Consider the following 22,449-nt stretch of genomic DNA (forward strand, 5'->3'; position numbering starts at 1 on the left):
GTCCGGCAGGGTCGGGGGTGCGGCCGACCCGGCGGGGTGCGGGGGGGCCGGCCGACCCGGCAGGGTGCGGGGGGTCCGGTGGGCCGGTGGGTCCGGCAGGCCCGGCAGAGTCCGGTGGGTCCGGCAGGCCCGGCAGAGTCCGGTGGGTCCGGCAGGGTCGGGGGTGCGGCCGACCCGGCGGGGTGCGGGGGGGCCGGCCGACCCGGCAGGGTGCGGGGGGTCCGGTGGGCCGGTGGGTCCGACGGGCCCGGCAGAGTCCGGTGGGTTCGGCGGGCCCGGCTGGGCGAAGGGTGTGGCAGCGTCCGGGTGGCCTGGTGGGCGTGGGGTCGGGCGGGGAGGGGGTTCGGGGGTACGCCGTAGGCTGGCGCGGTCCGTATCCGTCGTGAGGAGAACCAACCGTGCTCGTGCTGCTGCCGCCCTCCGAGGGCAAGGCACCCTCCGGCCGGGGAACCGCGCTCAAGCCGGAGTCGCTGTCCCTGCCCGCGCTCGCGGAGGCACGCCAGGCGGTCCTCGACGAGCTGGTCGAGCTGTGCGCGGCCGACGAGGAGAAGGCCCGCGAGGTGCTCGGACTGAGCGAGGGCCTGCGGGGCGAGATCGCGAAGAACACGGAACTGCGGACCGCGGGCACGCGCCCGGCCGGGGAGGTCTACACGGGGGTCCTGTACGACGCCTTGGACCTGGCCTCGCTGGACACGGCCGCCAAGCGGCGCGCGGGCCGTTCGCTGCTCGTCTTCTCCGGGCTGTGGGGCGCGGTGCGGGTGACCGACCGCATCCCCTCGTACCGCTGCTCGATGGGGGTGAAGCTGCCGGGCCTCGGAGCGCTGGGCGCGCACTGGCGTACGCCGATGGCCGCCGCGCTCCCCGAAGCCGCGGGCGACGGACTCGTGCTGGACCTGCGGTCCTCGGCGTACACCGCGGCGTGGAAGCCCAAGGGCGAGGTGGCCGGGCGGACGGCCACCGTGCGGGTGCTGCACGCGCAACTGGTGAACGGGGTCGAGAAGCGTTCCGTCGTCAGCCACTTCAACAAGGCGACGAAGGGCCGGATCGTCCGCAGCCTGCTGACCGCGAACGCCGCGCCGAAGAACCCGGCGGAGCTGGCGGAGGCGCTGCGGGACCTCGGGTACACGGTGGAGGCACAGGCTCCCGGCAGGGCGGGCAGGTCCTGGGCGCTCGACGTGGTGGTGAGGGAGATCCACTGATCGGGCTCAGCAGATCGGACTCCGTGGATGGGACCCCGCTGAGGACTCTGCCGATCGGGCTCCGCTGAGGGCTTCGCGCATCGGGATCCGCTGAAGGCCTCGCGCATCGGGATCCGCTGAAGGCCTCGCGCATCGGGATCCGCTGAGGGGGCGCTCGCCGGGCGGGGCCGTTGTCCGTCGAGGGGCACCCGCATCGATGTTGCAACATGTGCAACGACCTTTGCGCATGGTGCGCACCCCGGGCAGGATGAGGGCATGACTTCGCCGTCGCCCTCGTCTCCGCACGCCTCCGTCCTGGATCTCGCGCCCGTCGTCCCCGTCGTCGTGGTCGCGGACGTCTCCGACGCGGTGCCGCTGGCGCGGGCGCTGGTCGCCGGCGGGCTGCCGGCCATCGAGGTCACCCTGCGGACCCCGGCGGCGCTCGACGCGATCCGGGCCATCGCGGCCGAGGTGCCCGACGCGGTGGTGGGCGCGGGCACGGTCCTGACGCCGGAGCACGTGGCCGCGTCGGTGGCGGCGGGCGCCCGCTTCCTGGTCAGCCCCGGCTGGACGGACGGACTGCTGGACGCCATGAAGGCATCCGGGCTGCCCTTCCTGCCGGGGGTGTCCACGACCACCGAGGTGGTGGCGCTCCTGGAGCGGGGGGTGCGCGAGATGAAGTTCTTCCCCGCGCAGGCGGCGGGCGGCACGGCCTACCTGAAGTCACTGGCGGGACCGCTCCCGCAGGCGCGGTTCTGCCCGACCGGCGGCATCGGCCCCGACTGCGCGCCGGACTATCTCGCGCTCTCCAACGTCGGCTGTGTGGGCGGCAGTTGGATGCTCCCGGCCGACGCGGTCGCCGCGCGGGACTGGCGCCGGGTGGAGGACCTGGCACGGGCGGCGTCGGCACTGCGGCGGTAGTCGCGCCCGCCCACTCGGCGGTGATCGCGCCGACCACCCCCCTCAGCTCAGCCCCCCTCAGCTCAGCCCCGCTCAGCTCAGCTCAGCTCAGCTCAGCCCCGCTCAGGTCAGCCCCGCTCAGCTCACGCGGATCACCACCTTGCCGAAGGCCGCGCCGCTCTCGTAGTACCGGAACGCCTCCCGCACCTCGTCGAAGCCGAGGACACGGTCCACGACCGGGCGGGTGCCGTGCAGTTCCAGGGCCCTGTTCATGGACTCGAAGTGCGCGCGGCTGCCCACGAAGACCCGGCGGATCGTGGCCAGACTCGCCGCGTACGCCGCGTTGGAGATCTCGATCCCGGACCTGCGCCCGTTGCCGGTGATCAGGAGCACGATCTGGCCGTAGAGCGCGGCGGCACGCACCGACTGCTCGATGGTGTCGGGCCCGTTGGTCTCCACGACGAGGTCGGCACCACGGCCGCCGGTCAACTCCCTGACGGCACGCCCCCATTCGGGGTTCCGGACGTAGTCGACGACGTGGTCCGCGCCGAGAGCCTTGAGGCGGTCCGCCTTGGCCCCGCTCGATGTCGTCGCGATCACCTGGGCACCCAGCGTCTTGGCGAACTGCACGACGAAGAGGGACAGCGCGCCGGTGCCGAGGGTGAGCACGGTCTGGCCGGGGGTGATGGGCTCGCCGCCGGTCAGGCTGTGCCAGGCGGTCACCCCGGCACACGGCAGACAGGCCGCCTCCTCCCAGGTCAGATGGCCGGGAACGCGCACGGCGGCCTCCTGGCCCAGACAGGCGTACTCGGTCAGCATGCCGTCGAGGGTGGCGCCGGGCTGGTCGAACCGGTCCGGGGTGATCCGGCCGTCCAGCCAGTTCGGGAAGTACGTGCCGGCCACCCGGTCGCCCACCGCGACCCGGGTCACCTCCGCCCCCACCGCGACGACCTCCCCGGCTCCGTCGCTCAGCGGGATCACGTCCGGCACGGCCTTCAGGGGGTAGGTCCCCCTCAGGATCAGCAGGTCGCGCTTGTTGAGGGAGACGGCACGCACGCGGACGAGGATGTCCCGGGGCCCCGGTTCGGGGCGGGGCGACTCGCGCGGCACGATCCCGTCGACGGTGCCGGGCGTTTCGAGGTGGTAGGCGCGCATGTCCGCTCCCTGGGTGGGTTCCTGCGTGGATGCGTCCATGCTGTCCGCGCCGAGGGTCCCGCTCAATTCCCGGCAGGGTATGACGAGTGGTTCCCGGCAGGGTGCGACGAGTGGTTCCCGGCGAGGTACGACGAGTGCCGCCGTGCCGCCGTCGTACCCGTGACGTACAACTGATCGCATGACGACCGGTATCTCCACCGAGCCACCGCCCTTCGCCCGGGAGCTGCTGCGCTGGCGGCACGCGCGCAGGGTAAGCCAACTGGAGCTCGCCTCCCGGGCGGGCACGACCCAGCGGTACGTCAGTTTCATCGAGCGCGGGCGATCGGTCCCCGGCAGAGAGATCGTGATCCGGCTCGCCGAGTCGCTGGGCCTGACCCTGCGGGAGCGCAACGCGCTGCTCCTGACGGCCGGTTACGCTCCCGCGTTCACCGAGTCGTCGCTCGACGCGGCCGCGCTGAAGCCCGTACGCGAGGCGCTGGACAGCATCCTCGAAGGGCATCTGCCGTATCCGGCGGTGGTGGCGGGGCCGCGCGGTGAACTCGTCGCCGCCAACGCGGCGTTCGACATCCTGTCGGAAGGTGCCGAACCCGGACTGCTGGAACCGCCGGTGAATGTCCTGCGATTGGCCCTTCATCCGCGCGGGATGGCGTCACGGGTGGTGAACCTGGACGCGTGGGGCCGACACATCGTGGAGAACCTGCGGGCCCGTTCCCTGCGCAGCCCCGACCCCCGTCTCGACGCGCTGGTCGAGGAGTTGACGGCCTACGTGCCGGCGAGCCGGCCGGGCGCGGACTATCTCGGCTTCGCCGTGCCGCTGCGACTGCGCTGCCCGGAGGGCGAGTTGAGGCTGCTCACGACCTTGACGTCGTTCGCCACCGCGGTGGACGTCACGCTCGCCGAACTCCATCTGGAGGCGTTCCTCCCGGCGGACCCCGAGACCGCCGGGATCCTCCGCGACCGGGCCGCGCGGCGGGGATGAGGCCGCCGGGCGGCACAGGGGCCGGGGCCGGGGCCGGTGGGGGTCAGCGCAGATGCGAGGTGTCGTTGAACAGGCGGACGCTCGCGTTGCCGTCGCCGTAGTACGCCACGGCCGACAGCGACGCCGCCGACAGTTCCATCCGGAACAGGGACTCCGGCGGAGCGCCGAGGGCCAGTCGTACGAGGGTCTTGATCGGGGTGACGTGCGTGACGAGCAGGACGGTGCGGCCCGCGTAGGCGGCGATCAGCTTGTCGCGGGTGACGGCCATGCGGAGCGCCGTCGCGGCGAAGCTCTCGCCGCCGCCGGTCGGTTCGGCCTCCGGGGAGGCGAGCCAGGCGCTCAGGTCGTCCGGGTGGCGTTCGCGCACCTCGCCGAAGGTCAGCCCCTCCCAGGCGCCGAAGTCCGTCTCGCGCAGGCCGTCCTCGATGACGACGTCGAGGCCGAGCCGGGCGGCGACGGCGCCGGCGGTCTCGCGGGTCCGGGCCAGCGGGGACGCCACGATGGCCTGGATGGTGCCCCGCGCCGCGAGTGCCGTGGCGACGCGCTCGGCCTGTTCGCGGCCCGCGTCGGACAGCGACGGGTCGCTGCCGCCGCTGCCCGAGAACCGCTTCTGCGGGGTCAGGAGGGTCTCGCCGTGGCGCAGCAGGACGAAGGTGGCGGGGGCGCCCATGTCCGGGGGTGCGCTCCAGCCTGCGGCGGGCTTGGGGGTCGGGGTGGCGGCCACGTTTCTCGCGGCCCGCTGATCGTCACCAGGCTTTCCGGCTCGGCCGGCGTCTCCCCGCCCTGCGGGCGCCTTGCCGGCTTCGCCGCCGGGGGACGGGGTGCCACCTGTCGCCGTCGGCCGGGTGCCGCCCGGCTCGGGCTGGGCGCGCAGTTCCCCGCGCCCCTCACGGGGCGGAATCGCGGCTTCGCCGCCGGAGGACGGGGTGCCACCCGTCGCCGTCGGCCGGGTGCCCGGGTCCCCGCGGCCCTCGCGGGGCGCTTCGCCTCGGGTTTGTTTCAGGGCTGCTCGGGCCCTTGCCGCGCCCGCTGCCGGGTCGCCGGGTGGGGCCGTCGGCTCGGGGGGCGCGGAGCGGGTCGCGCGGGCGTTCAGTTCCGCGGTCGACGCCGACTGGGACCAGGTCTCGCCGCGCTTGCCGGCGTCCATCGCCTCGTTGGCCAGGCGGTCCGCGTGCTTGTTGCGCTCGCGCGGCATCCACTCGTACGTGACCTGGGAACCGGGGAGGACCCCGGCCGCCCGTGCCGCCAGCGGCTTCATGTCCGGGTGCTTGATCTTCCAGCGCCCGGACATCTGCTCCACGACGAGCTTGGAGTCCATCCGGACCCGGACCCGTGCGGTCGCGTCGAGGTCGCGGGCCGCCTCGAGACCCGCGACCAGGCCCCGGTACTCGGCGACGTTGTTGGTGGCGACGCCGATGTACTCGGCGCGCTCCGCCAGCGTCTCCCCGGTGGCCGCGTCGATGACCACGGAGCCGTAGCCGGCGGGCCCCGGGTTGCCCCGGGAACCTCCGTCGGCCTCGACGATGAACTCCCGCACGGACGAGCCTCCCTACAGGCCGGACTCGGACGTACGCACCAGGATGCGCTGGCAGTTCTCGCAGCGCAGCACGGCGTCGGGAGCGGCCGCCTTCACCTCGTTGACCTCGGTGATGTTGAGCTCCAGGCGGCAGCCCTCGCAGCGGCGCTGGAAGAGCCGGGCGGCGCCGACGCCGCCCTGCTGGAGGCGCAGCTTGTCGTAGAGCTTGAGGAGATCGGCGGGCACGGAGGCGGAGATGACCTCGCGCTCCTTGGTGGCCGAGGCCGCCTCGCCGTCGAACTGCTCGAAGGCGGCGTCTCGGCGCGCGGTCGCGTCGTCGATCTTCGCCTGGACGGAGGAGACCCGCTCGGTCAGCTCGGCGACCCGCTCCTGGGCGGACTCGCGGCGCTCCATGACCTCCAGGACGACGTCCTCGAGGTCGCCCTGGCGCTTGGCGAGGGAGACGATCTCGCGCTGGAGGTTCTCCAGGTCCTTGGGGGAGGTGACGGCACCCGAGTCGAGGCGCTGCTGGTCGCGGACGGCACGCTGACGCACCTGGTCGACGTCCTGCTCGGCCTTGATCTGCTCGCGGGCGCAGTCGCTCTCCTCGGTCTGCGCGGCGACGAGCAGGTCGCGGAGCTGGGTGAGGTCCTTGTTCAGCGACTCGATCTCGGCGTGCTCGGGCAGCGACCTCCGCTTGTGCGCGAGCTGCTGAAGGCGCGCGTCGAGGGACTGGACGTCGAGAAGTCGGATCTGGTCGGCGGGCGCGGCGTTCAGTTGGGGGCTCCTGATGTGTCGTTGTGTGAGGCCGCGTGGGCGGTCCAGGGGTCGGTGACCGTCCGGGAGACGTGGACGCGCAGTCCCCATCCCTTCCGGTCGGAGATCTCGTCGAGCTGGGCGGCGGCCAGCTCGCACCAGGGCCATTCGGTGGCCCAGTGCGCCGCGTCGAGCAGCGCGAGAGGACTGTGGGCGCGGGCCTCCGACACCGGGTGGTGCCGCAGGTCCGCGGTGAGGAACGCGTCCACGCCCGCGGCGCGCACGTCGTCGAAGAGGCTGTCCCCGGAGCCGCCGCTGACCGCGACGGTCCGCACCAGGGCGTCGGGGTCGCCCGCGACGCGGATGCCCTGCGCGGTGGCGGGCAGCCGCTCGGCGGCGCGGGCGGCGAGTTCGCGCAACGTCAGCGGATGGTCGAGTTCGCAGACACGGCCGAGGCCACGGCGCCCCTCGGGGTCGGTGGCGTCCGGTACGAGGGGCCGTACGACCCGCAGGTCCAGCGCCCCGGCCAGCGCGTCGCTGACTCCCGGGTCGGCACGGTCGGCGTTGGTGTGGGCGACGTGCAGCGCGATGTCGTTCTTGATCAGCGTGTGCACGACCCGGCCCTTGAAGGTGCCGGCCGCCACCGTCGTCGTACCGCGCAGATAGAGCGGGTGGTGGGTGACGAGCAGGTCGGCTTCCAGCTTCACCGCCTCGTCGACGATGTCCTGGACCGGGTCGACGGCGAACAGGACGCGCGAGACGTCCTGGTCCGGGTCGCCGCAGACGGTGCCGACCGCGTCCCATCCCTCGGCCCGCTCGGGGGGCCAGAGGGCGTCGAGCGCGGCGATGACTTCAGACAGACGGGGCACGAGGAAAGGCTACCTGTCCCACGTCCCTGTCCGACCGGTCGTGGGCCACCGGCCCGTACCGGGGGCGGGCGGCGGACGCGCGGGTCCGCGCCGGGGCGGCGGGCGGGACGGGGTTCCCGCCCCTTCCGGCGCACGTCTTCCCGCCATCGTTCAGCACATCCGCCCCGTTCCCTCAGGCGAATCCCGACAGGGCCACCCTTATGTGTGAAGCAACAGCCCGTCGTCCCCCCGCCTGTGCGAGCGAAAACTACCTTCGTCGCCGGAGGTGACCGAACGATGACGGCCGGTGCGAGAGAACCCGAGGTGCGGAGCGAGCGCGCGATCGGCGGCGAGCACGGTGACGCCGCGAGCCGGTGGGCCGCTGCTCCCGTCTGCGTGATCACCGCCGACGGCGCCTACGGAGCACGGCTCGCCCGCGACGGCGAGTCCTGGTATCCGGAGCGCTGGACCCTCGACGGCCCCGAGCCGTACGCCGTACCGCTGCCCGGTCCGCAGCCGGAGCCACCCGGCACCGAGGTGCTGCCGCTGACCGACGGCAGGGTGCTGATCCATCGTGTGAACGACGGGCGCCACGCCTTCTCCCTCCTGTATCCGACCGGTCCGGGCACCGGCGAGCTCCCGCTGGGCGCGGTGGAGTGCCCCGACGCGGGCACCCTGCTGCGGCTTCTGCCGCCCGCCCCGGACGGGGAACGGGCGTACGCCCTCGCGGTGGGCCGGGGGTCGACGGCGGTGTGGCTGGTGGCGGGCAGCGCGTTCGGCCCGGAGCATCTGGCGGAGGTACCGGGCCACTGCTCGGGAGGGGTGTGGCTGGACCGCACGGGACGCCTGCTCGCGCTGGACCGCTTCCAGGACGGCCGCACGAAGACCGTGGTCGTCGACCTGGAACGCGGCGGAGAGGTGTCGCCGCTCCTCCAGATCGCCGAGCACAGCAACGACCGGCTGCTCCTCGCGGACGCGGACAGCGGACTCCTGCTCATCCGGTCCGACGCGCCGTCGCCCGGCCGGGACCGGCTCGGCTGGGGCGTGCTCGGCAGCACCCTGCCCGTCCGCTTCCCGGACTGTCTGAGCGCGACGGGCTGTTCGATCAGCCCGTTCGCGATCCAGCCGGGCCAGGTGCTGACCCCGGAGTCCTGCGCGGTCGCCCTGCGCATGGACGGACCGGGCGGCACCTGGGTGGGTGTGTGGCGTCCGGCGGAGCGCCGCATCCACCATCGCCCGGCGCCGGAGGGCTGGTTGCCCGGCACCGGAGTGTGGACCGCGGAGGGGGTGCTCCACCTGCCGTACGTGACAGGGGGCGTCCCGTGTGGTGTCGCCCGGCTGGCGGCGACCGGGAGGGCGGGGGAGCCGGACACGGGGGATCCGGCTTCCCCCGGTCTCCCCGCACCGCGGCCGGTCGCCCTCCGGCACGCGCCTCTGCGGACCCCCTCGCCGGCCGGTTCACCGCACCCGGCCCCGGGAACCGAGCCGCCCCGTGCGCTCCCGGTCCACCTGACCCTGAGCGGCGGCACCGCCCGCGCCCCGAGGGACGAATCGGTCCGCGCCGTCGACGGAGCGGGGGCGTCACCCGCCGGTACGGGTCCCGTGCCAGCGGGGGCGTCACCCGGCGGTACGGGTCCCGTGCCCGGGGGCCGGGAGCCGCTGCCGACGGTGACGAGCCTCACCCCGAGAACCTCGCCCGGTGAAGCGCGGTGGGCGGACACGAACCCCGGCCTCGCGACGGGCGGGGCGCTCCCGCCCGTCGTGCGGCTCGCCGGCGAAGGGGCCGAACCGGTCCGGCCGGTCGCGCGACGCGCCCCCGAGCCCGGGCGGCCCGCCCGGCCCCAGCCGAGCCGCTGGACAAGGGTTCCCCTGCCCCTCACACCGGCACGGAGCCGCCGGACCGAACCCGCCGGAACACCTGCGCAGGAGCAGGGACATCCGGCCGAACCCGCCGGAGCACCGGGACCGGAGCAGAGACACGGGACCGAACCCGCCGGAACACCCGTGCCGGAACAGAGACACTGGGCCGAACCCGCCGGAACACCGGCGCCGGGACAGGGACAGGGACACCGGACCGAACCCGCCGGGACACCCACCACCGAGGCGGGCCTCTGGACCAAGGTCGCCGAGACTCCCCCGCCCGGCATGAGTCTCAGGACCCGGGCCGACGGGACACTCCCGGGCGGCATGACCGTCACCCTCGAACCGGCCGGGCCGCTTCCGCCGGCCACGACAATCGGCACCGCCCAGGCCACCGCCGCCACCGGGGCCACCGGGGCCACCACCGAGGCCGGGTTCGCCACCCCGGCCGGGCCCGCCCCGCAGGCAGGGTCCGTCCCGCAGGCCGAGGCGGAGACCGAGGTCGCGGTCCGCACCCAAGCCACCTCGGTTGCCGAACCCGGTCGCGCCCGGCCCGCCCGCAGCCGGCCCGACCGCACCGAACCCGTCCTCTGGACCAAGGTCGCCGAGACTCCCCCGCCCGGCATGAACCGCGGCGCCCTGCCCGGCGCGACACCCGCGGGCGGCACCGTTTCCGGGGACGGGAACACCGGCGCGGTTCCGACCGCCGGCGAGTTCAGGGGGCAGGTCGCCCTGAGACCCCTCACCGCCGTGGCGCACCTACCCGCGGAGTCCGGGGTTCCGAGTGTGTTGGCCCACACGGACGAGGAGAAAAGGGGCAGCACGGGCGAAGAAACGTCACCCTCCGACTCCCGCGCGATGACCGCACGTTAGACTCCCCCGGCTGTAAAGAAGGATCTTGCATACGGGGTGAACACTTCAATGAACGACTCGAGCACCATGGAAGCACCGGGCACGGACGTCCACGAGACGTCGGCCACCCGGTCAGAAGGCCACGGCAGACACCGCGGCCCGGTCTCCGGCCACGACGACGAGGCGACCCCTCAGGGCCGCCACCGCAAGCCGTCCGGCCAGTCGGCCACGACGGTCTGACGGACCTCACGACAGCCGAAACCGGCGTACGGCCCCCCCAGCCCACAATGAAGCAAGGGCGGTTTAGGGGTGTGGCGACCCCCCCCACCTCTAACGCCCCCCCCACCACCACCCCCGCTCTCACCGCCGCAATCGCGATGAGCCCCACAAACACCCACCCACACACCGCCGCCCCCCCCCCCCCCCCGCCCGGCGCGGGGGCCCCGTTTCCGTGTGGTGCTCCCCCACCCCGGCCGACAGCCGCCCGCGGCCCGCCGACGGACGTCCGCCCAGCGAGGTGACCGCTCGACGAGGCGAGCCCTCAGCGAGGCGAGCCCTCCCGCTTGAGCCCCAGCACCTCCATCGCCGCGAAGGTCTCGCCGCTCGGCCGGTCCGCGTAGTACGGGGTGAGCAGCGCGTCGAGTTCGTCGTGGCTGAAGGTGTCCTGCTTGCTGTCGAACTTCGCCGCCACCCGCGGCCGTTCGACGACCGCGACCATTCCGCCGTGCACGACGAGGAGCTGCCCGTTGACGTGCGCGGCGGCGGGTGAGGCCAAGTAGCCGACGAGCGGGGCGACATGCTCGGGCGCGAGCGGGTCAAGGCCCTCGTCCGGCTGCCCGAGTCCGGCGAAGACGTCCTCCGTCATACGGGTGCGGGCGCGCGGGCAGATGACGTTGGCCGTGACGCCGTACTTGGCGAGTGCCAGCGCCGTCGAGGTGGTCAGGCCGACGATCCCGCCTTTCGCCGCCGCGTAGTTGGGCTGTCCAGCGGAGCCGGCGAGGAACGCCTCGGAGGAGGTGTTCACGATCCGTCCGTAGACGGGCCCGTCGGCCGCCTTGGAGCGGGCCCGCCAGTGCGCGGAGGCGAAGTGGGTGGTGTTGAAATGGCCTTTGAGGTGGACCCTGATGACGGAGTCCCACTCGTCCTCGGACATCGAGAAGACCATCCGGTCGCGCAGGATGCCCGCGTTGTTGACGAGGATGTCCAGTTTCCCGAACGCGGTGACGGCCGACTCGACCAGTTCGCGGGCCTGTTCGTGATCGGCGACGTCCCCGGTGTGGGCGACGGCCCGGCCGCCGGCGTCGCGGATCTCGGCGGCGACCTCCTCGGCCGGCGTGGCCGAGGCCGCGCCCGACCCGTCCCGTCCGGGCTGCCCGTAGTCGTTCACGACGACGGCGGCGCCCAGCCGGCCGAGTTCCAGCGCCTCGGCCCGGCCGAGCCCGCGCCCCGCGCCGGTGACGATCGCGGTGAGCCCTTCAAGTGGCAGTGACATCAGGGTCCTTAGCGGTTGGGGTGGAGGTCCGCACCGGCGGCCGCCCGGGTCAGATCTCGATGCACGTCCGCAGGGCGGTGCCCGAACGCATCTGGTCCAGCGCCTCGTTGATCCCGGCCAGCGGCACCCGGTGGGTGATCAGGCCTTCGAGGTCGATGCGGCCGGCGCGCCACAGGGCGATCGTGCGCTCGTAGGACCGAAGGACGTCCCCGCCGCCGTACATGGAGGGCAGGATGCGCTTCTCGTCGAAGAACAGCTCGAACATGTTGAGCTGGAGGACGTCGTCCATGGCGCCGGCGCCGACGACGACGAGCGTGCCGCCGCGGCGGGTGTGGTCGTAGGCGGTGCGCGCGGTGGCGGACTTGCCGACGACCTCGAAGACGTAGTCGAAGCCCTCGCCCGCGGTGACCGACTGCTTGGCGTCGGCGAGTTCGTCGGGCGAGACGGCCTTGGTGGCGCCGAAGCGGAGCGCGGCCTCACGGCGGGAGGCGACCGGGTCGACGGCGACGATCTCCGCGGCTCCCTTGAGCCGGGCGCCCTGGATCGCGGAGATGCCGACGCCTCCGCAGCCAATGACGGCGACCGACGAACCGGCCTCCACGTCGGCGGTGTTGAGGGCCGCGCCGAGTCCGGTGGTGACGCCGCAGCCGATCAGGGCGGCTATGTCGAAGGGCACGTCCTCGGGGATGGGGACCGCGCAGCCGGCGGCGACGACGACCTCCTCGGCGAAGGTGCCGGTGCCGGCGAAGCCGAAGACGTCGCCGCCGGGGCGCCTGAAGTTGGGGGTGCCCGCGTTCATGAATCCGGCCAGGCACAGTTCGGTCTGGCCCCGCTTGCAGGAGGGACAGGCGCCGCAGGCGGGCAGCCAGCAGATGACGACACGGTCGCCGGGCTTCACATGGGTGACGCCCTCACCGACCTCGGTAATCTCGCCGGCGCCCTCGTGTCCGGGCACGAACGGCGCGGGCTGGGGCAGGACGCCGTTCATCGCGGACAGGTCCGAGTGGCACAGTCCCGTGGCCCGCACCCGGACGCGTACCTTGCCGGGCCCGAAGCCCACCGCCTCGACGTCGTCGAGGACCTCGAGTTTGTCCTGGCCTGTCTCGTGCAGTACGGCTGCGCGCATGGTGCGGCTCCCCTCGGGACGGTTCGTACGGGTGTCAGAGGTGTTCGACGACGGTGTCGGCGAGGACCGGCGCGTCGTCCCGCTCGACCGCGCTCACCGCCACCCGGACCTCGCCGTCGCCCGGCCACATCCGGATGCGCAGGGTCTCGCCGGGGAAGACGACTCCGGCGAAGCGGGTGGTGTAGGCGCGGACGCGGGTCACGTCGCCGCCGAGCAGGGTGTCGACGACGGCCTTGAGCGTCATGCCGTACGTGCACAGCCCGTGCAGGATGGGCCGGTCGAAGCCGGCGAGCTTGGCGAACTCGGGGTCGGCGTGCAGCGGGTTCCAGTCGCCGGAGAGCCGGTAGAGCAGGGCCTGTTCCTCGCGGATCGGGCGTTCGACGGTCCGGTCCGGTGGGCCGGAGGGGGCTTCGAGGCGGGCACCGGGTCCGCGGTCGCCGCCCCAGCCGCCTTCGCCGCGTACGAAGATCTGGGCGTCGTTGGTCCACAACGGGCCCTCGGCGTCGGTCACTTCGGTGCGCATGACGAGGACGGCGGCGGTGCCCTTGTCGTAGACGGCGGCGATGCGGCCGGTGGCGGTGGCCGTGCCCTCGGCGGGGATCGGGCGGTGCAGCCGGACGCTCTGGCCGCCGTGCAGGACGCGGGCGAGGTCGACGTCGACGCCGGGCATGGACAGTCCGCTGATCACGCCCGGTGAACCGGCGCCCGCGACGGTGGCGAAGCTCGGCAGGACGTGCAGCCTGGATTCGAGGGTGTAGCGCAGTTCGTCGGGGTCGGTCGCGGGGACGCCCGCCCCGAGGCCGAGGTGGTAAAGCTGGACGTCCTTGTGGCTCCAGGCGATCTCGCCGGTCCGCGGCTGGGCTGCGACGGCCTTGGCGGCGTCAATGGGCATGGGGCTCCTTGCTCGACTGCGCGAAAAGACCTCGGTGCGGCCGTCCGCACCGTCGGCCGCACCGAGGTCGACACCGGGCCGCGGAACCCGCTCGTTCTAGAACGCGTTCCAGTACGGCGAACCCTTGTATAGCCGAGCGCCCAGTACTTGTGAAGACTACTGACGCCATGTCAGATCGAGTCGCCGTGCCGGTCCTTCGCGGGAGCGCGTCGCGCCGGCGGCCGTGACATTTGTCCCGGCCGATCGCCGACAAGTGCATCTGCCGGGGCACCGCCCCGGCCCCTTAGCGTCGTAGTCATGACACAGACGACGGGGACGACGACGGGGGCGGCGGGAAAGCCGCGGGGAACGTCCGCACCACCGGTGACCGGGACGGCACCGGCGGTGCGCTTCAGGGGTGCGGTCAAGGCCTTCGGCGACGTGCGCGCCGTGGACGGTCTCGACCTCGACGTGGCGAGCGGCGAGACGGTGGCGCTGCTGGGACGCAACGGCGCGGGGAAGTCGACGGCGATCTCCCTGCTCCTCGGCCTGAACGAGCCGGACGAGGGCTCGGTCCTGCTCTTCGGCGGCCGCCCGCAGGAGTCGGTGCGCGCCGGACGGGTCGGCGCGATGCTCCAGGACACCCGGCCGGTGCCGCGGGTCACCGTCCGGGAGCTGGTCTCCTTCGTGGCGGGACGCTATCCGGCGCCCCTGCCGGTGGCCGAGGCGCTGCGGCTCGCGGGCATCACGGAACTGGCCGGGCGGCGCGTCGACCGGCTGTCCGGCGGGCAGGCGCAGCGGGTGCGGTTCGCGGTGGCGCTCGCCGGGAACCCCGCGCTGATCGTGCTCGACGAACCCACCGCGGCGCTCGACGTGGAGGCACGGCACGCGTTCTGGGAGTCGATGCGGGGCTACGCCCGGCGCGGCCACACGGTGCTGTTCTCCACGCACTACCTGGAGGAGGCCGACGCGCACGCCGACCGGATCGTCGTCGTCGACCGGGGGCGGATCGTCGCGAACGGGACCGGGGAGGAGCTTCGGCGGTCGGCGGGCGGCAATCTGGTCTCCTTCGACCTGGCGGGGCTCGCCACGGACGGTCTGGCGCTGCTGCCCGGAGTGGTGGCGGTGGAGGTGCGCGGGGACCGGGCCCGGCTGCGCACGGACGACTCGGACGCGACGGTGGTCGCGCTGGCCGAACGGGGTGCGATCAGCGGCCTTGAGGTCGTCCCCGCGTCCCTGGACGACGCTTTCATGGCCCTCACCTCGCGCGACCGGGAGACGGTGTGATGTTCGACTATCTGCGGCTCGAAGTGCGCCGGACGCTGCGCGACACCGGCTTCGTGATCGGCGGCGTCGCGATGCCGGTGATGATGTATCTGCTGTTCACCAACCTCGGCGGTGGCGACGACGGCACGTGGAAGACCGCCTCGATGGTCGGCATGGCCGCCTACGGGGCGGTCGGCTCGGCGCTGAACACGGGCGGCGGGGTCGCCGAGGACAAGGTGACCGGCTGGCTGCGGCAGCTCCGGGTGACCCCGATGACCTCGCGCCAGGTGGTGCTCGGGCGGGCGCTGACCGGTTCGGTGACCGTGCTGCCCGCGATCGTCGCGGTGCTCGCGGCCGGCGGCCTGGTCAACGGCGTGCGGCTGGACGTCTGGCAGTGGGCCGCGACGGCCCTGCTGCTGTGGCTCGGCTCGGTCCCGTTCACCCTGCTGGGCCTCGGCAACGGCTACCGGATGACCGCGCAGACGGCGGGTGTCGCGAACATGGTGTGCAATCTGGGGCTGGCGGTGGTGGGCGGCCTGTGGTTCCCCATCGCCCTCTTCCCCGGCTGGCTGCGCTCGGTCTCCGCGTACACGCCCACGAACCGGTTCGCGCAGCTCGGCGTGTCGGTCACCGAGGGCCGGGCACCCGGTCTCGCGGCGGTGGCGGTGCTGGTCGCCTGGCTGCTGGCGTTCGGTTCGTACGCCGTGGTCTCGTACCGTCGATCCGCACGAACCGTCTGAACGGGGAGCGGGACATGTCCTGGATGAGAGGCATCAGCTGCCAGGTCCGCGCGCTGCGGGCCGAACGGAGGCGCTGGAAGGCCGACATGGAGCGGTTCAAGGAGGAACAGCGGGCCGCGCGCAGGAGCGGGGGCGCGACGCCGGAGAACCCGGGGCCGCCGCCGACCGGCTTCGCGCTGCTGCCGTGGCTGCTGCTGGGGATGGGAGCCTTCTCCAACCTCTTCCAGGGCAGGACGTCGCAGCCCTGGATCGCCGGGCTGGGCCTGCTGGCCTTCAACTCGCTGTACATCTACGTGACGTTCCGCGCGTTCACGAAGACGACACGGGAGGCCCGCTCGACCCGGGTGGCGCTCGTCCTGATGGGCGTGGTCACCTGCGCGCTGGCGATCGGGTACGGCGGAACCTGGCTCTATTTCTTCCCGCTGCTCGGGCTGGCCACCGGGGCGGTGGTGCGCGGCCCCTGGCTCGGCAAGATCGGCCTCGCGCTGACGGTGTTGGCCGCTTCGGTGTCCGTCTTCCGGGCGGGCTGGGACGCGGTGAACGTCGCCTACGGCACCTTCCTGTCCACGATGGTGACGGCCGCGATCCTCTCCCTCTCCGAGGCGGTACGGGAACTGCGGGCGGCCCGCGAGGAGCTGGCGCGCCGGGCCGTGGAGAAGGAGCGGATGCGCTTCTCCCGCGACCTGCACGACCTGCTCGGGCACACGCTCTCCGTCATCGTGGTGAAGTCGGAGGCGGCCCGCAGGCTGGCTCCCCGGGATCTGGACGCGGCGCTCGTGCAGGTCACGGACATCGAGTCGGTCGGCCGGCAGGCGCTGACGGAGATCCGTGAGGCGGTCACCGGCTATCGCGAGGGCAGCCTCGCCACGGAGCTGGACCGGGCCCGCTCGGCGCTGTCCGCGGCGCGCGTGGAGCCGGTCGTCCGGCAGTCGGGGCCGCCGCTGGTCCCGCAGACCGAGGCCCTGCTCGGCTGGGTGCTCCGCGAGGCCGTCACCAATGTCGTGCGCCACAGCGACGCGACGCGCTGCGAGATCACCGTCGACGGCACCGCGGACCTGGTCCGGCTGACCGTCTCGGACAACGGCACCGACGCCTCTCCGGCGGACCCCGAACCGGGCATCGGCGGCACCGGCCTCAAGGGCCTCACCGAACGCCTCGCGGCGTCCGGCGGCTCCCTGCGGGCGGGCCGGACGGCGCGCGGCGGTTTCGAGGTGAGGGCCGAACTACCCGTGGAAGCAGCGGATTTGACGGAGGCGTCGGTCTGAGGGGCGGAACACCGCGCGGCGGCGGGCGGGCCCCCGTGGGCCGGCCCGCCGCCGGGCGGCCGGGAGCTACGGCGCCCAGGGGGACGTGACGGCCCAGCTCACGTCGTCCGTCCACGAGGTGGCGCTGTCGAAGGCGTTCGAGCCTCCGTCGCTCGCTATGTAGACGTTGTAGTCGTAGTGCCGGAGGTATCTCGTCGGGTAGTTGTACGACGCGAACGAGGTCCCCGTACCGCTCTTGCCGGTCTGGGCGCAGAACGTGGCGTCCTGTCTGAACTGCGTGGTGCCGGTCATGGGTTGCCGGTAGAGCTGGTAGTTGAAGTGCCGCAGGAAGTCGCCCGGGTGGTTCCGCGACTCGAAGGAGTAGCAGGAGCTGTCGGCGAGCCCCCGGCGGACGATCCAGGTGGCGTCGCCCTTGTCGAGTGCCGAACTGCCCGACGTGATCGTCGAGACGACCGCCGCGTTGTTCTGGTGGCGGATGTAGCCGGTCGTGCAGCACGAGGTGGTCGCGCGCAGCGAGATCTCGGACCCGGCCGTCAGCGAGCCCGTGCTGCCGGTCGAGCCGCCGTAGCCGACGGAGACGATGTTCGACTGCACCTGGCTGTCCGCGGCGTCCGTCGGGATGCCCGAGGTCATGACGCCCTCGAAGAAGGACCCGATGGAACCGTTGCTGTTGTCGCCGCCGGTGCCGAGGACGATCGCGCCTTCCTGGTGCATGGGCGAGTAGCCTCCGGCGGTGGGTTCACCGCCGGAATAGGTGGTCGTGAGACTGCCCGATTGGGCGTTGCCGTATTTCAGCGCGAAATGGTCCTGACCGTTGTTCTTCAGCAAAGCGGTCACGAACGGCATCGCACCGGTGCCGGTGTTCGACGTGTTCTTGCTGTATCCGGCGTCCGACTGGAAGAGCCCGTTCTCCAGATCGGCCTGCACCCACGGGCCCTGGCCGTAGCAGGGCGAGAACCAGCACTCGGTGCCGAAGTTGATCGCGTCCATGTGGCCGTTGCCGGTGTCGAGGTTGTTGGTCTCGGCGTTGCCGTAGTCGAAACAGCAGCTCCCGTTGACGTGGGTGCCGGAGGTCACCATGTACATCCCCTCGGCGGCACCGTTCGTGGCGACTCCGGAGGTGGAGTTGTCCCGGTAGCCCATGCCGGCGGAGATCTCCAGACCGTAGACCTGATGGCCGCCGGCGGTCACCGGCAGGGCGTCCGCGGGCGCCCCGACATCGGCGGCTCCCGCCCCGCCCGCGCCCTCGATCGTGAGGTCGTTGTGGCGCGAGGACTGGTCGTAGATCTTCGTGATGATGCAGGTGGTGCCGCCGCAGAAGGAGTCCTGCGCCGCCGCGTTCGCGTACCCGCCCGCCGCGAGGAGACCGATGTTCGCGGTGGCGCCGTCGGAGGCGCGCTGCACCTGGTAGAGCGAGCCGTTGTACGACGAGTAGAGCGCCCTGACGAGGCTGTGCGCGGCGACACAGGGGGTGCCGGCGGTGGCGTAGATGTCGCACGGGAGCGACCCCGCGGCGGTGGCCTGCGGCGCGCCGACGGCGAACGCGACGACGGCCGCCATCACCGACAGCACGGCCAGGACTGTGTTTCTCAGGCGCTGTAAGCGCACGAAGGATGACAACACGGTGCACCTCTTCCGTTCCTGGTAGGACAGTGCGGGTGCCCGGTCGAAATACCGGACATCGTTCGATCGATATGCCGAACCAATTCCCGGTCGAAATTCCGAACGTTTGCGGAAGACGGCCCGGCTCGGGAACGGCAAAGGGGAGCGCTGAATTCCGAGGCGATTATTTGCCCGTGACCGGGGGCCGTCAAGACGCGCGGACGGGGACGGGGACGATTTCCGGGGTCCGCCGGAACGCGCGGGGCCGGCCGCGGGACACCCCTCTCGCCTTACGCTTGGCCGCGTGAACGAGATGCCCCGGGACCACCGGCCCGCCAAGTCCGTCCGTGTCCTGCTCGCCGAGGACCAGCAGATGATGCGGGGGGCACTCGCTCTGCTGCTCGGGATGGAGCCGGACATCGAGGTGGTCGCGCAGGTGTCCGCGGGCGACGAGATCGTTGACACGGTGCTGGTCGCCCGGCCCGATGTGGCCCTGCTGGACATCGAGTTGCCGGGGATGAGCGGACTGGACGCCGCCGCCGAACTGCGTGAACAGGCGCCCGACTGCCGGGTGCTGATCCTCACCACCTTCGGCCGCCCCGGCTATCTGCGCCGGGCCATGGAGGCGGGTGCCGCCGGGTTCCTGGTCAAGGACGGACCCGTGGAGGAACTGGCCGAGGCGATCCGGCGGGTGCTGACCGGGGAGACCGTCATCGATCCGGCGCTCGCCGCCGCCGCGCTGAGCGCCGGCCCCAATCCGCTCACGGCCCGCGAGTGCGACGTGCTGAAGGCCTCGGCGGACGGCGCCACCGTCGCCGACATCGCCGGCAAGCTGCACCTCTCCGAGTCGACCGTCCGCAACTACCTCTCGTCCGCGATCGGCAAGACGGGCACCCGCAACCGCATGGAGGCGATGCGGGAGGCCCGTCAACAGGGCTGGCTGTAGGGCCTGTTCGGGCCGGTCAGGACTGCGCGACCGCACGCCTGCCCGTGTCCGGCCCGAAGGCTCCGAACGGTCCGAAAGGTCTCCGAAAGGTCCCGACGGACCGGACCGGCGGCAGGCTCTGCCCCGGGAGATCTCTCAGGGCTTCGTCACCACCGCTTCCGCCGGCCCGCGGCCCTTGCCCTCCGGTGCCACGCACACGAACCAGTCGGGCTGGGAACCGTCCACCCGCCAGATCAGGTTCCAGACGCCCGCCGGATGCATGGTGCCCCGGTGGGCGACCCTCCGGGCCTTGACCGTCGTGCCCTCGTCCCAGGTGCAGGTGACCTCCGTGGCGGTCCGGGCGACCTTGCCGATCACGAGCCCCTCAGGGGGCACCTTCGCACCCTTGGGCGCCTTGCCGTTCAGCGGCAGGGAGAACGCCTCGACGTCCTTGCCCGAGAACGATTCGCCCTTCTCGACCGCTCCGTCGATCACCGTCCTCGGGGGCCCTCCCGCCGGGATCACCTTCACGAAGGCCCACCCCTTGCCCGCGAGGTCCGAAGCGTCCCTGACGCCCGTCGGCGTGACGTCGTACTGCCGCATCAGCGTGCGCTGCTGCCGCGCCTCCGCCTCGTCCTTCGACGCCGGCCACATATCCACGAGGACGCTCCAGGTCTTGCCGTGGACGGTCCATTGCGACACGAAGGTCCCCCGTGGGCCGAGGGTCCGCCACTCCGCCGGCCCGCGGTCGGGCGGCGTGACCCGCCTGGCGTGGTCGCCGGCCGGCGGGACCCCCCTGGCGTCGTCGCCCGTCCCGCCCGCCAGCGCCAGCGTCCCCGTCGACCCGGCGACGACCAGGGCGACCGCCGCCGCCGTCGCCCAGCGGCGCGCCCTGCGGCGCCGGCCGCCGCGCAGCACCGCCTGGTAGGGGGCCGTACCGATCTCGACCTCGTCCGCCGCCTCGGCCAGCAGGAAGGAGATGTCCGCGTCCGTCGCCGCCATGTCGTGATTCGTCTCCCGGTCCGCGCTCATCGGATCAGCCCTCCCTGCGCCATCGTGTTCACCAGGCCCGGTACGACACGGAGTTTCGCTATGCCCCTGGCCGCGTTGCTCTTCACCGCGCCCACCGAGCAGCCCATCGCCTCGGCCGTCTGGCTCTCGCTCAGGTCCTCCCAGTAGCGCAGGACCACCGCCTCGCGCTGGCGCGGGGGCAGCCCGGCCAGTGCGGTGATCAGGGCACCGCGGTCGTCGGCCCGGGCGATCGGGTCGTCGCTGTCGGGGACCTCGCGTACGAGCCCCGAGTCGTCCTTCGGCGCGAGGAACTCCTTGAGTTTTCTGCGGTGTCTTCGAGCGTGCGCGTTGATCATCACGCGCCGCACATAGGCATCCGGTTCGTCGGCCGAGCCGACCCGGCGCCATGCCACGTACACCTGCTCCAGCGTCGTCTGGACCAGGTCCTCGGCGGCGTGCTGCTCCCCCGTCAGGAGAAACGCCGTACGCATCAGCCGCGGCCAGCGGCCGACCACGAAGCTCTGGAACTCCTCGTCCCGAGCCTGCTTCCGAACCCCCATGGGCACCTCCTAGTGACTCAAGGAGTCCACAGGCACCCGAATTCGTTGCCTCACCGCCGTGACATCGTCCGGGGCAGCCACACGAACATCAGGACGGCCCCGGCGAGCAGCATCACGCCGCTGACGCGGAACGCCAGCGCGTACCCGGCGGTCAGCGCCTCCCCCGAGACGCTTCCCCCGGTTCGGGCGGCCGCGATCGTGGACATGACGGCGAGTCCCAGTGAACCGCCCATCACCCGCGAGGTGTTGACCAGGCCCGAGACCACCCCCGCGTCCTCCGGCACCGCACCCGAGGTCGCGATCGCGGCCAGCGGTGTCGCGGCCAGACCGGCGCCCGCCATCATCAGGACGCCGGGGAGCATGATGGCCGTGAGGTACGGGCCGTCCGCCGTCATGGCCGACTGCCAGCCGAAGCCGGCCGCGGCCAGGAGCGTGCCGAGGACCGCCACGTTGCGCGCCCCGACCACCGGCATGAGACGGGGCGCCGACTTCGAGCCGACGACCACGGCGAGCGAGCTCGGCACCAGGGCGAGGCCCGCGCCGAGCGGCGAGTAGCCGAGCACGTTCTGCGCGTACAGCGTCATGAAGAACCACATGCAGAACATCGCCGAGCCGGAGACGAACATGGCCGCGTTCGCCGACGCCACCGAGCGCAGCCGCAGCAGTTTCAGCGGCATCAACGGCGCCTTGGTCCGCGCCTCGACGGCCAGGAAGGCCCCGATGAGAGCCGCTCCCGCGCCGAGCGGTACGAGCGTCGCCGCCGCGGTCCAGCCCTCGGCCTCCGTCTGCACGATCCCGTACGCCAGGGTCGCGAGTCCCCCCGTCACCAGGAGCGCGCCCGGCAGGTCGAGCCGCCGCCCGTCCCCGGCCCGGCTCTCCACCAGCCGGTACGCCGCGCCGGCCAGCACGATCGCGCCGACGGGCACGTTGATGAGGAGCACCCAGCGCCACGACAGCCCGTCGACCAGCAGTCCGCCGACGAGCCCGCCCGCCGCGCCGCCACCGGCTCCCACGGCGGTCCAGGTCGCGATGGCCCGCGCGCGTGCGGGACCCTCGGGGACGGCCGACGTCAGGATCGTCAGGGTCGAGGGCGCGAGCACCGCGGCCCCCAGGCCCTGCGCGGCGCGCGCCAGGAGCAGTTGGGTGCCCTCCTGGGCGAGGCCGCCGGCGGCCGAGGCGAGCGTGAAGAGCGCGAGACCCACCAGGAACATCCGCTTGCGCCCGTACAGGTCACCGGCCCGCCCGCCGAGGAGCATGAATCCGGCGAAGGCGATGGAGTAGGCGTTCACCACCCACTGCAGTCCGGGGGCGCTCAGCCCGAGGTCGGTGCGCATGGAGGGCAGGGCCACGTTGACGACGGACACGTCCAGGACGACCAGGAACTGTCCGGCACACGCGAGGGCGATCACCACCCAGGCGGGCGGGGCGGTACGGGCGGTCGTCCGGATGTCTTCAGCGGCTCGGAGCATGGCTGTCATGCTCTCAACCCACGGACGCTCCTTGCATCGGTATTTCGGCGCAGGGGGGTGTAGGGCACCGGACCTAGG

19 protein-coding genes and 1 pseudogene are annotated in these 22,449 nt (G+C 72.9%); 9 read left to right on the forward strand and 11 right to left on the reverse strand.

Annotated elements, in window-relative coordinates; genetic code table 11:
• The first annotated feature begins 398 nt into the window (after positions 1 to 398).
• Together yaaA and eda are read left to right on the forward strand one after the other, a co-directional pair.
• Positions 399 to 1,199 (forward strand): peroxide stress protein YaaA, encoded by an 801-nt coding sequence (gene yaaA, locus ACFXGX_RS26245; RefSeq protein ID WP_384795532.1) that lies wholly within the window; start codon positions 399 to 401, stop codon positions 1,197 to 1,199.
• A 255-nt stretch (positions 1,200 to 1,454) separates the two neighbouring features.
• Complete coding sequence (gene eda / locus ACFXGX_RS26250; protein ID WP_384795534.1) at positions 1,455 to 2,099, forward strand: bifunctional 4-hydroxy-2-oxoglutarate aldolase/2-dehydro-3-deoxy-phosphogluconate aldolase; 645 nt, start codon at positions 1,455 to 1,457, stop codon at positions 2,097 to 2,099.
• A 117-nt stretch (positions 2,100 to 2,216) separates the two neighbouring features.
• Here the strand turns inward: eda and ACFXGX_RS26255 are convergent, their stop codons facing one another.
• Entirely contained in the window at positions 2,217 to 3,299 is a 1,083-nt protein-coding gene (locus tag ACFXGX_RS26255; RefSeq protein WP_384795536.1) for an NAD(P)-dependent alcohol dehydrogenase, read from the reverse strand.
• A 112-nt stretch (positions 3,300 to 3,411) separates the two neighbouring features.
• Here ACFXGX_RS26255 and ACFXGX_RS26260 point away from each other — a divergent pair, with 112 nt between their 5' ends.
• A complete protein-coding gene (locus ACFXGX_RS26260; protein WP_384795538.1) occupies positions 3,412 to 4,212 on the forward strand; it encodes a helix-turn-helix domain-containing protein in 801 nt (266 codons plus the stop codon).
• 43 nt (positions 4,213 to 4,255) lie between these two features.
• Here the strand turns inward: ACFXGX_RS26260 and ACFXGX_RS26265 are convergent, their stop codons facing one another.
• From ACFXGX_RS26265 to ACFXGX_RS26275, 3 genes are read right to left on the reverse strand one after another with little or no spacing between them, the layout of a single operon-like run.
• Positions 4,256 to 5,749, reverse strand: coding sequence for a bifunctional RNase H/acid phosphatase (locus ACFXGX_RS26265; RefSeq protein ID WP_384795540.1), 1,494 nt, complete (start codon positions 5,747 to 5,749; stop codon positions 4,256 to 4,258).
• 12 nt (positions 5,750 to 5,761) lie between these two features.
• Positions 5,762 to 6,505, reverse strand: coding sequence for a zinc ribbon domain-containing protein (locus tag ACFXGX_RS26270; RefSeq protein WP_384795602.1), 744 nt, complete (start codon positions 6,503 to 6,505; stop codon positions 5,762 to 5,764).
• Entirely contained in the window at positions 6,502 to 7,353 is an 852-nt protein-coding gene (locus tag ACFXGX_RS26275; protein WP_384795542.1) for a Nif3-like dinuclear metal center hexameric protein, read from the reverse strand. The genes ACFXGX_RS26270 and ACFXGX_RS26275 overlap by 4 nt, the downstream gene beginning before the upstream one ends.
• 276 nt (positions 7,354 to 7,629) lie before the next feature.
• Between ACFXGX_RS26275 and ACFXGX_RS26280 the strand changes: the two are divergent.
• Both ACFXGX_RS26280 and ACFXGX_RS26285 read left to right on the forward strand, forming a co-directional pair.
• Positions 7,630 to 8,680, forward strand: a pseudogene (locus tag ACFXGX_RS26280) (hypothetical protein); the annotation flags it as partial.
• 1,433 nt (positions 8,681 to 10,113) lie between these two features.
• Positions 10,114 to 10,284 carry a hypothetical protein gene (locus ACFXGX_RS26285; protein WP_384795544.1) on the forward strand — a complete coding sequence of 57 codons (171 nt, stop codon included), beginning with the start codon at positions 10,114 to 10,116 and terminating at the stop codon, positions 10,282 to 10,284.
• A gap of 301 nt (positions 10,285 to 10,585) precedes the next feature.
• Here the strand turns inward: ACFXGX_RS26285 and ACFXGX_RS26290 are convergent, their stop codons facing one another.
• The 3 genes from ACFXGX_RS26290 to ACFXGX_RS26300 are packed head-to-tail and all read right to left on the reverse strand — an operon-like array spanning position 10,586 to position 13,554.
• Positions 10,586 to 11,536 (reverse strand): 3-oxoacyl-ACP reductase, encoded by a 951-nt coding sequence (locus ACFXGX_RS26290; RefSeq protein WP_384795546.1) that lies wholly within the window; start codon positions 11,534 to 11,536, stop codon positions 10,586 to 10,588.
• 49 nt (positions 11,537 to 11,585) lie between these two features.
• The gene (locus tag ACFXGX_RS26295) at positions 11,586 to 12,662 is read right to left on the reverse strand and encodes a Zn-dependent alcohol dehydrogenase (RefSeq protein WP_384795548.1); all 1,077 of its coding nucleotides are present in this window, start codon (positions 12,660 to 12,662) and stop codon (positions 11,586 to 11,588) included.
• 34 nt (positions 12,663 to 12,696) lie between these two features.
• Positions 12,697 to 13,554: a MaoC/PaaZ C-terminal domain-containing protein gene (locus ACFXGX_RS26300; protein WP_384795550.1), complete on the reverse strand. Its 858-nt coding sequence runs from the start codon at positions 13,552 to 13,554 to the stop codon at positions 12,697 to 12,699.
• 384 nt (positions 13,555 to 13,938) lie between these two features.
• Between ACFXGX_RS26300 and ACFXGX_RS26305 the strand changes: the two genes are divergently transcribed.
• From ACFXGX_RS26305 to ACFXGX_RS26315, 3 genes are read left to right on the forward strand one after another with little or no spacing between them, the layout of a single operon-like run.
• Positions 13,939 to 14,820: an ATP-binding cassette domain-containing protein gene (locus ACFXGX_RS26305; RefSeq protein ID WP_384795604.1), complete on the forward strand. Its 882-nt coding sequence runs from the start codon at positions 13,939 to 13,941 to the stop codon at positions 14,818 to 14,820.
• Entirely contained in the window at positions 14,820 to 15,539 is a 720-nt protein-coding gene (locus ACFXGX_RS26310) for an ABC transporter permease (protein ID WP_384795552.1), read from the forward strand. Before ACFXGX_RS26305 ends, ACFXGX_RS26310 begins: the two co-directional genes overlap by 1 nt.
• 14 nt (positions 15,540 to 15,553) lie before the next feature.
• Positions 15,554 to 16,804 (forward strand): sensor histidine kinase, encoded by a 1,251-nt coding sequence (locus ACFXGX_RS26315; RefSeq protein ID WP_384795554.1) that lies wholly within the window; start codon positions 15,554 to 15,556, stop codon positions 16,802 to 16,804.
• Between the two features lie 66 nt (positions 16,805 to 16,870).
• Here the strand turns inward: ACFXGX_RS26315 and ACFXGX_RS26320 are convergent, their stop codons facing one another.
• On the reverse strand, positions 16,871 to 18,364 hold the full coding sequence (locus ACFXGX_RS26320; RefSeq protein ID WP_384795606.1) for an alpha-L-arabinofuranosidase B: 1,494 nt from the start codon (positions 18,362 to 18,364) through the stop codon (positions 16,871 to 16,873).
• 355 nt (positions 18,365 to 18,719) lie between these two features.
• Here ACFXGX_RS26320 and ACFXGX_RS26325 point away from each other — a divergent pair, with 355 nt between their 5' ends.
• The gene (locus ACFXGX_RS26325; protein WP_384795608.1) at positions 18,720 to 19,352 is read left to right on the forward strand and encodes a response regulator; all 633 of its coding nucleotides are present in this window, start codon (positions 18,720 to 18,722) and stop codon (positions 19,350 to 19,352) included.
• Positions 19,353 to 19,487: 135 nt separating this feature from the next.
• On the opposite strand, the gene ACFXGX_RS26330 is transcribed toward ACFXGX_RS26325, so the two are convergent.
• From ACFXGX_RS26330 to ACFXGX_RS26340, 3 genes are read right to left on the reverse strand one after another with little or no spacing between them, the layout of a single operon-like run.
• Positions 19,488 to 20,363: a hypothetical protein gene (locus ACFXGX_RS26330; RefSeq protein WP_384795556.1), complete on the reverse strand. Its 876-nt coding sequence runs from the start codon at positions 20,361 to 20,363 to the stop codon at positions 19,488 to 19,490.
• On the reverse strand, positions 20,360 to 20,902 hold the full coding sequence (locus tag ACFXGX_RS26335; protein ID WP_384795558.1) for a SigE family RNA polymerase sigma factor: 543 nt from the start codon (positions 20,900 to 20,902) through the stop codon (positions 20,360 to 20,362). Before ACFXGX_RS26335 ends, ACFXGX_RS26330 begins: the two co-directional genes overlap by 4 nt.
• Positions 20,903 to 20,952: 50 nt before the next feature.
• Positions 20,953 to 22,371 (reverse strand): MFS transporter, encoded by a 1,419-nt coding sequence (locus ACFXGX_RS26340; protein WP_384795559.1) that lies wholly within the window; start codon positions 22,369 to 22,371, stop codon positions 20,953 to 20,955.
• Between the last annotated feature and the right edge of the window lie 78 nt (positions 22,372 to 22,449).

It is taken from the genome of Streptomyces sp. NPDC059371 (genome assembly GCF_042751995.1).
Lineage (GTDB): Bacteria > Actinomycetota > Actinomycetes > Streptomycetales > Streptomycetaceae > Streptomyces.

Bases quoted from the DNA above. Each gene is read 5' to 3' on its own strand.
- eda (WP_384795534.1), top strand. From the start codon at position 1,455: ATGACTTCGCCGTCGCCCTCGTCTCCGCACGCCTCCGTCCTGGATCTC.
- ACFXGX_RS26260 (WP_384795538.1), top strand. From the start codon at position 3,412: ATGACGACCGGTATCTCCACCGAGCCACCGCCCTTCGCCCGGGAGCTG.
- ACFXGX_RS26285 (WP_384795544.1), top strand. From the start codon at position 10,114: ATGAACGACTCGAGCACCATGGAAGCACCGGGCACGGACGTCCACGAG.
- ACFXGX_RS26290 (WP_384795546.1), bottom strand. From the start codon at position 11,536: ATGTCACTGCCACTTGAAGGGCTCACCGCGATCGTCACCGGCGCGGGG.
- ACFXGX_RS26295 (WP_384795548.1), bottom strand. From the start codon at position 12,662: ATGCGCGCAGCCGTACTGCACGAGACAGGCCAGGACAAACTCGAGGTC.
- ACFXGX_RS26300 (WP_384795550.1), bottom strand. From the start codon at position 13,554: ATGCCCATTGACGCCGCCAAGGCCGTCGCAGCCCAGCCGCGGACCGGC.
- ACFXGX_RS26310 (WP_384795552.1), top strand. From the start codon at position 14,820: ATGTTCGACTATCTGCGGCTCGAAGTGCGCCGGACGCTGCGCGACACC.
- ACFXGX_RS26315 (WP_384795554.1), top strand. From the start codon at position 15,554: ATGTCCTGGATGAGAGGCATCAGCTGCCAGGTCCGCGCGCTGCGGGCC.
- ACFXGX_RS26320 (WP_384795606.1), bottom strand. From the start codon at position 18,364: ATGGCGGCCGTCGTCGCGTTCGCCGTCGGCGCGCCGCAGGCCACCGCC.
- ACFXGX_RS26325 (WP_384795608.1), top strand. From the start codon at position 18,720: ATGCCCCGGGACCACCGGCCCGCCAAGTCCGTCCGTGTCCTGCTCGCC.
- ACFXGX_RS26330 (WP_384795556.1), bottom strand. From the start codon at position 20,363: ATGAGCGCGGACCGGGAGACGAATCACGACATGGCGGCGACGGACGCG.
- ACFXGX_RS26335 (WP_384795558.1), bottom strand. From the start codon at position 20,902: ATGGGGGTTCGGAAGCAGGCTCGGGACGAGGAGTTCCAGAGCTTCGTG.
- ACFXGX_RS26340 (WP_384795559.1), bottom strand. From the start codon at position 22,371: ATGCTCCGAGCCGCTGAAGACATCCGGACGACCGCCCGTACCGCCCCG.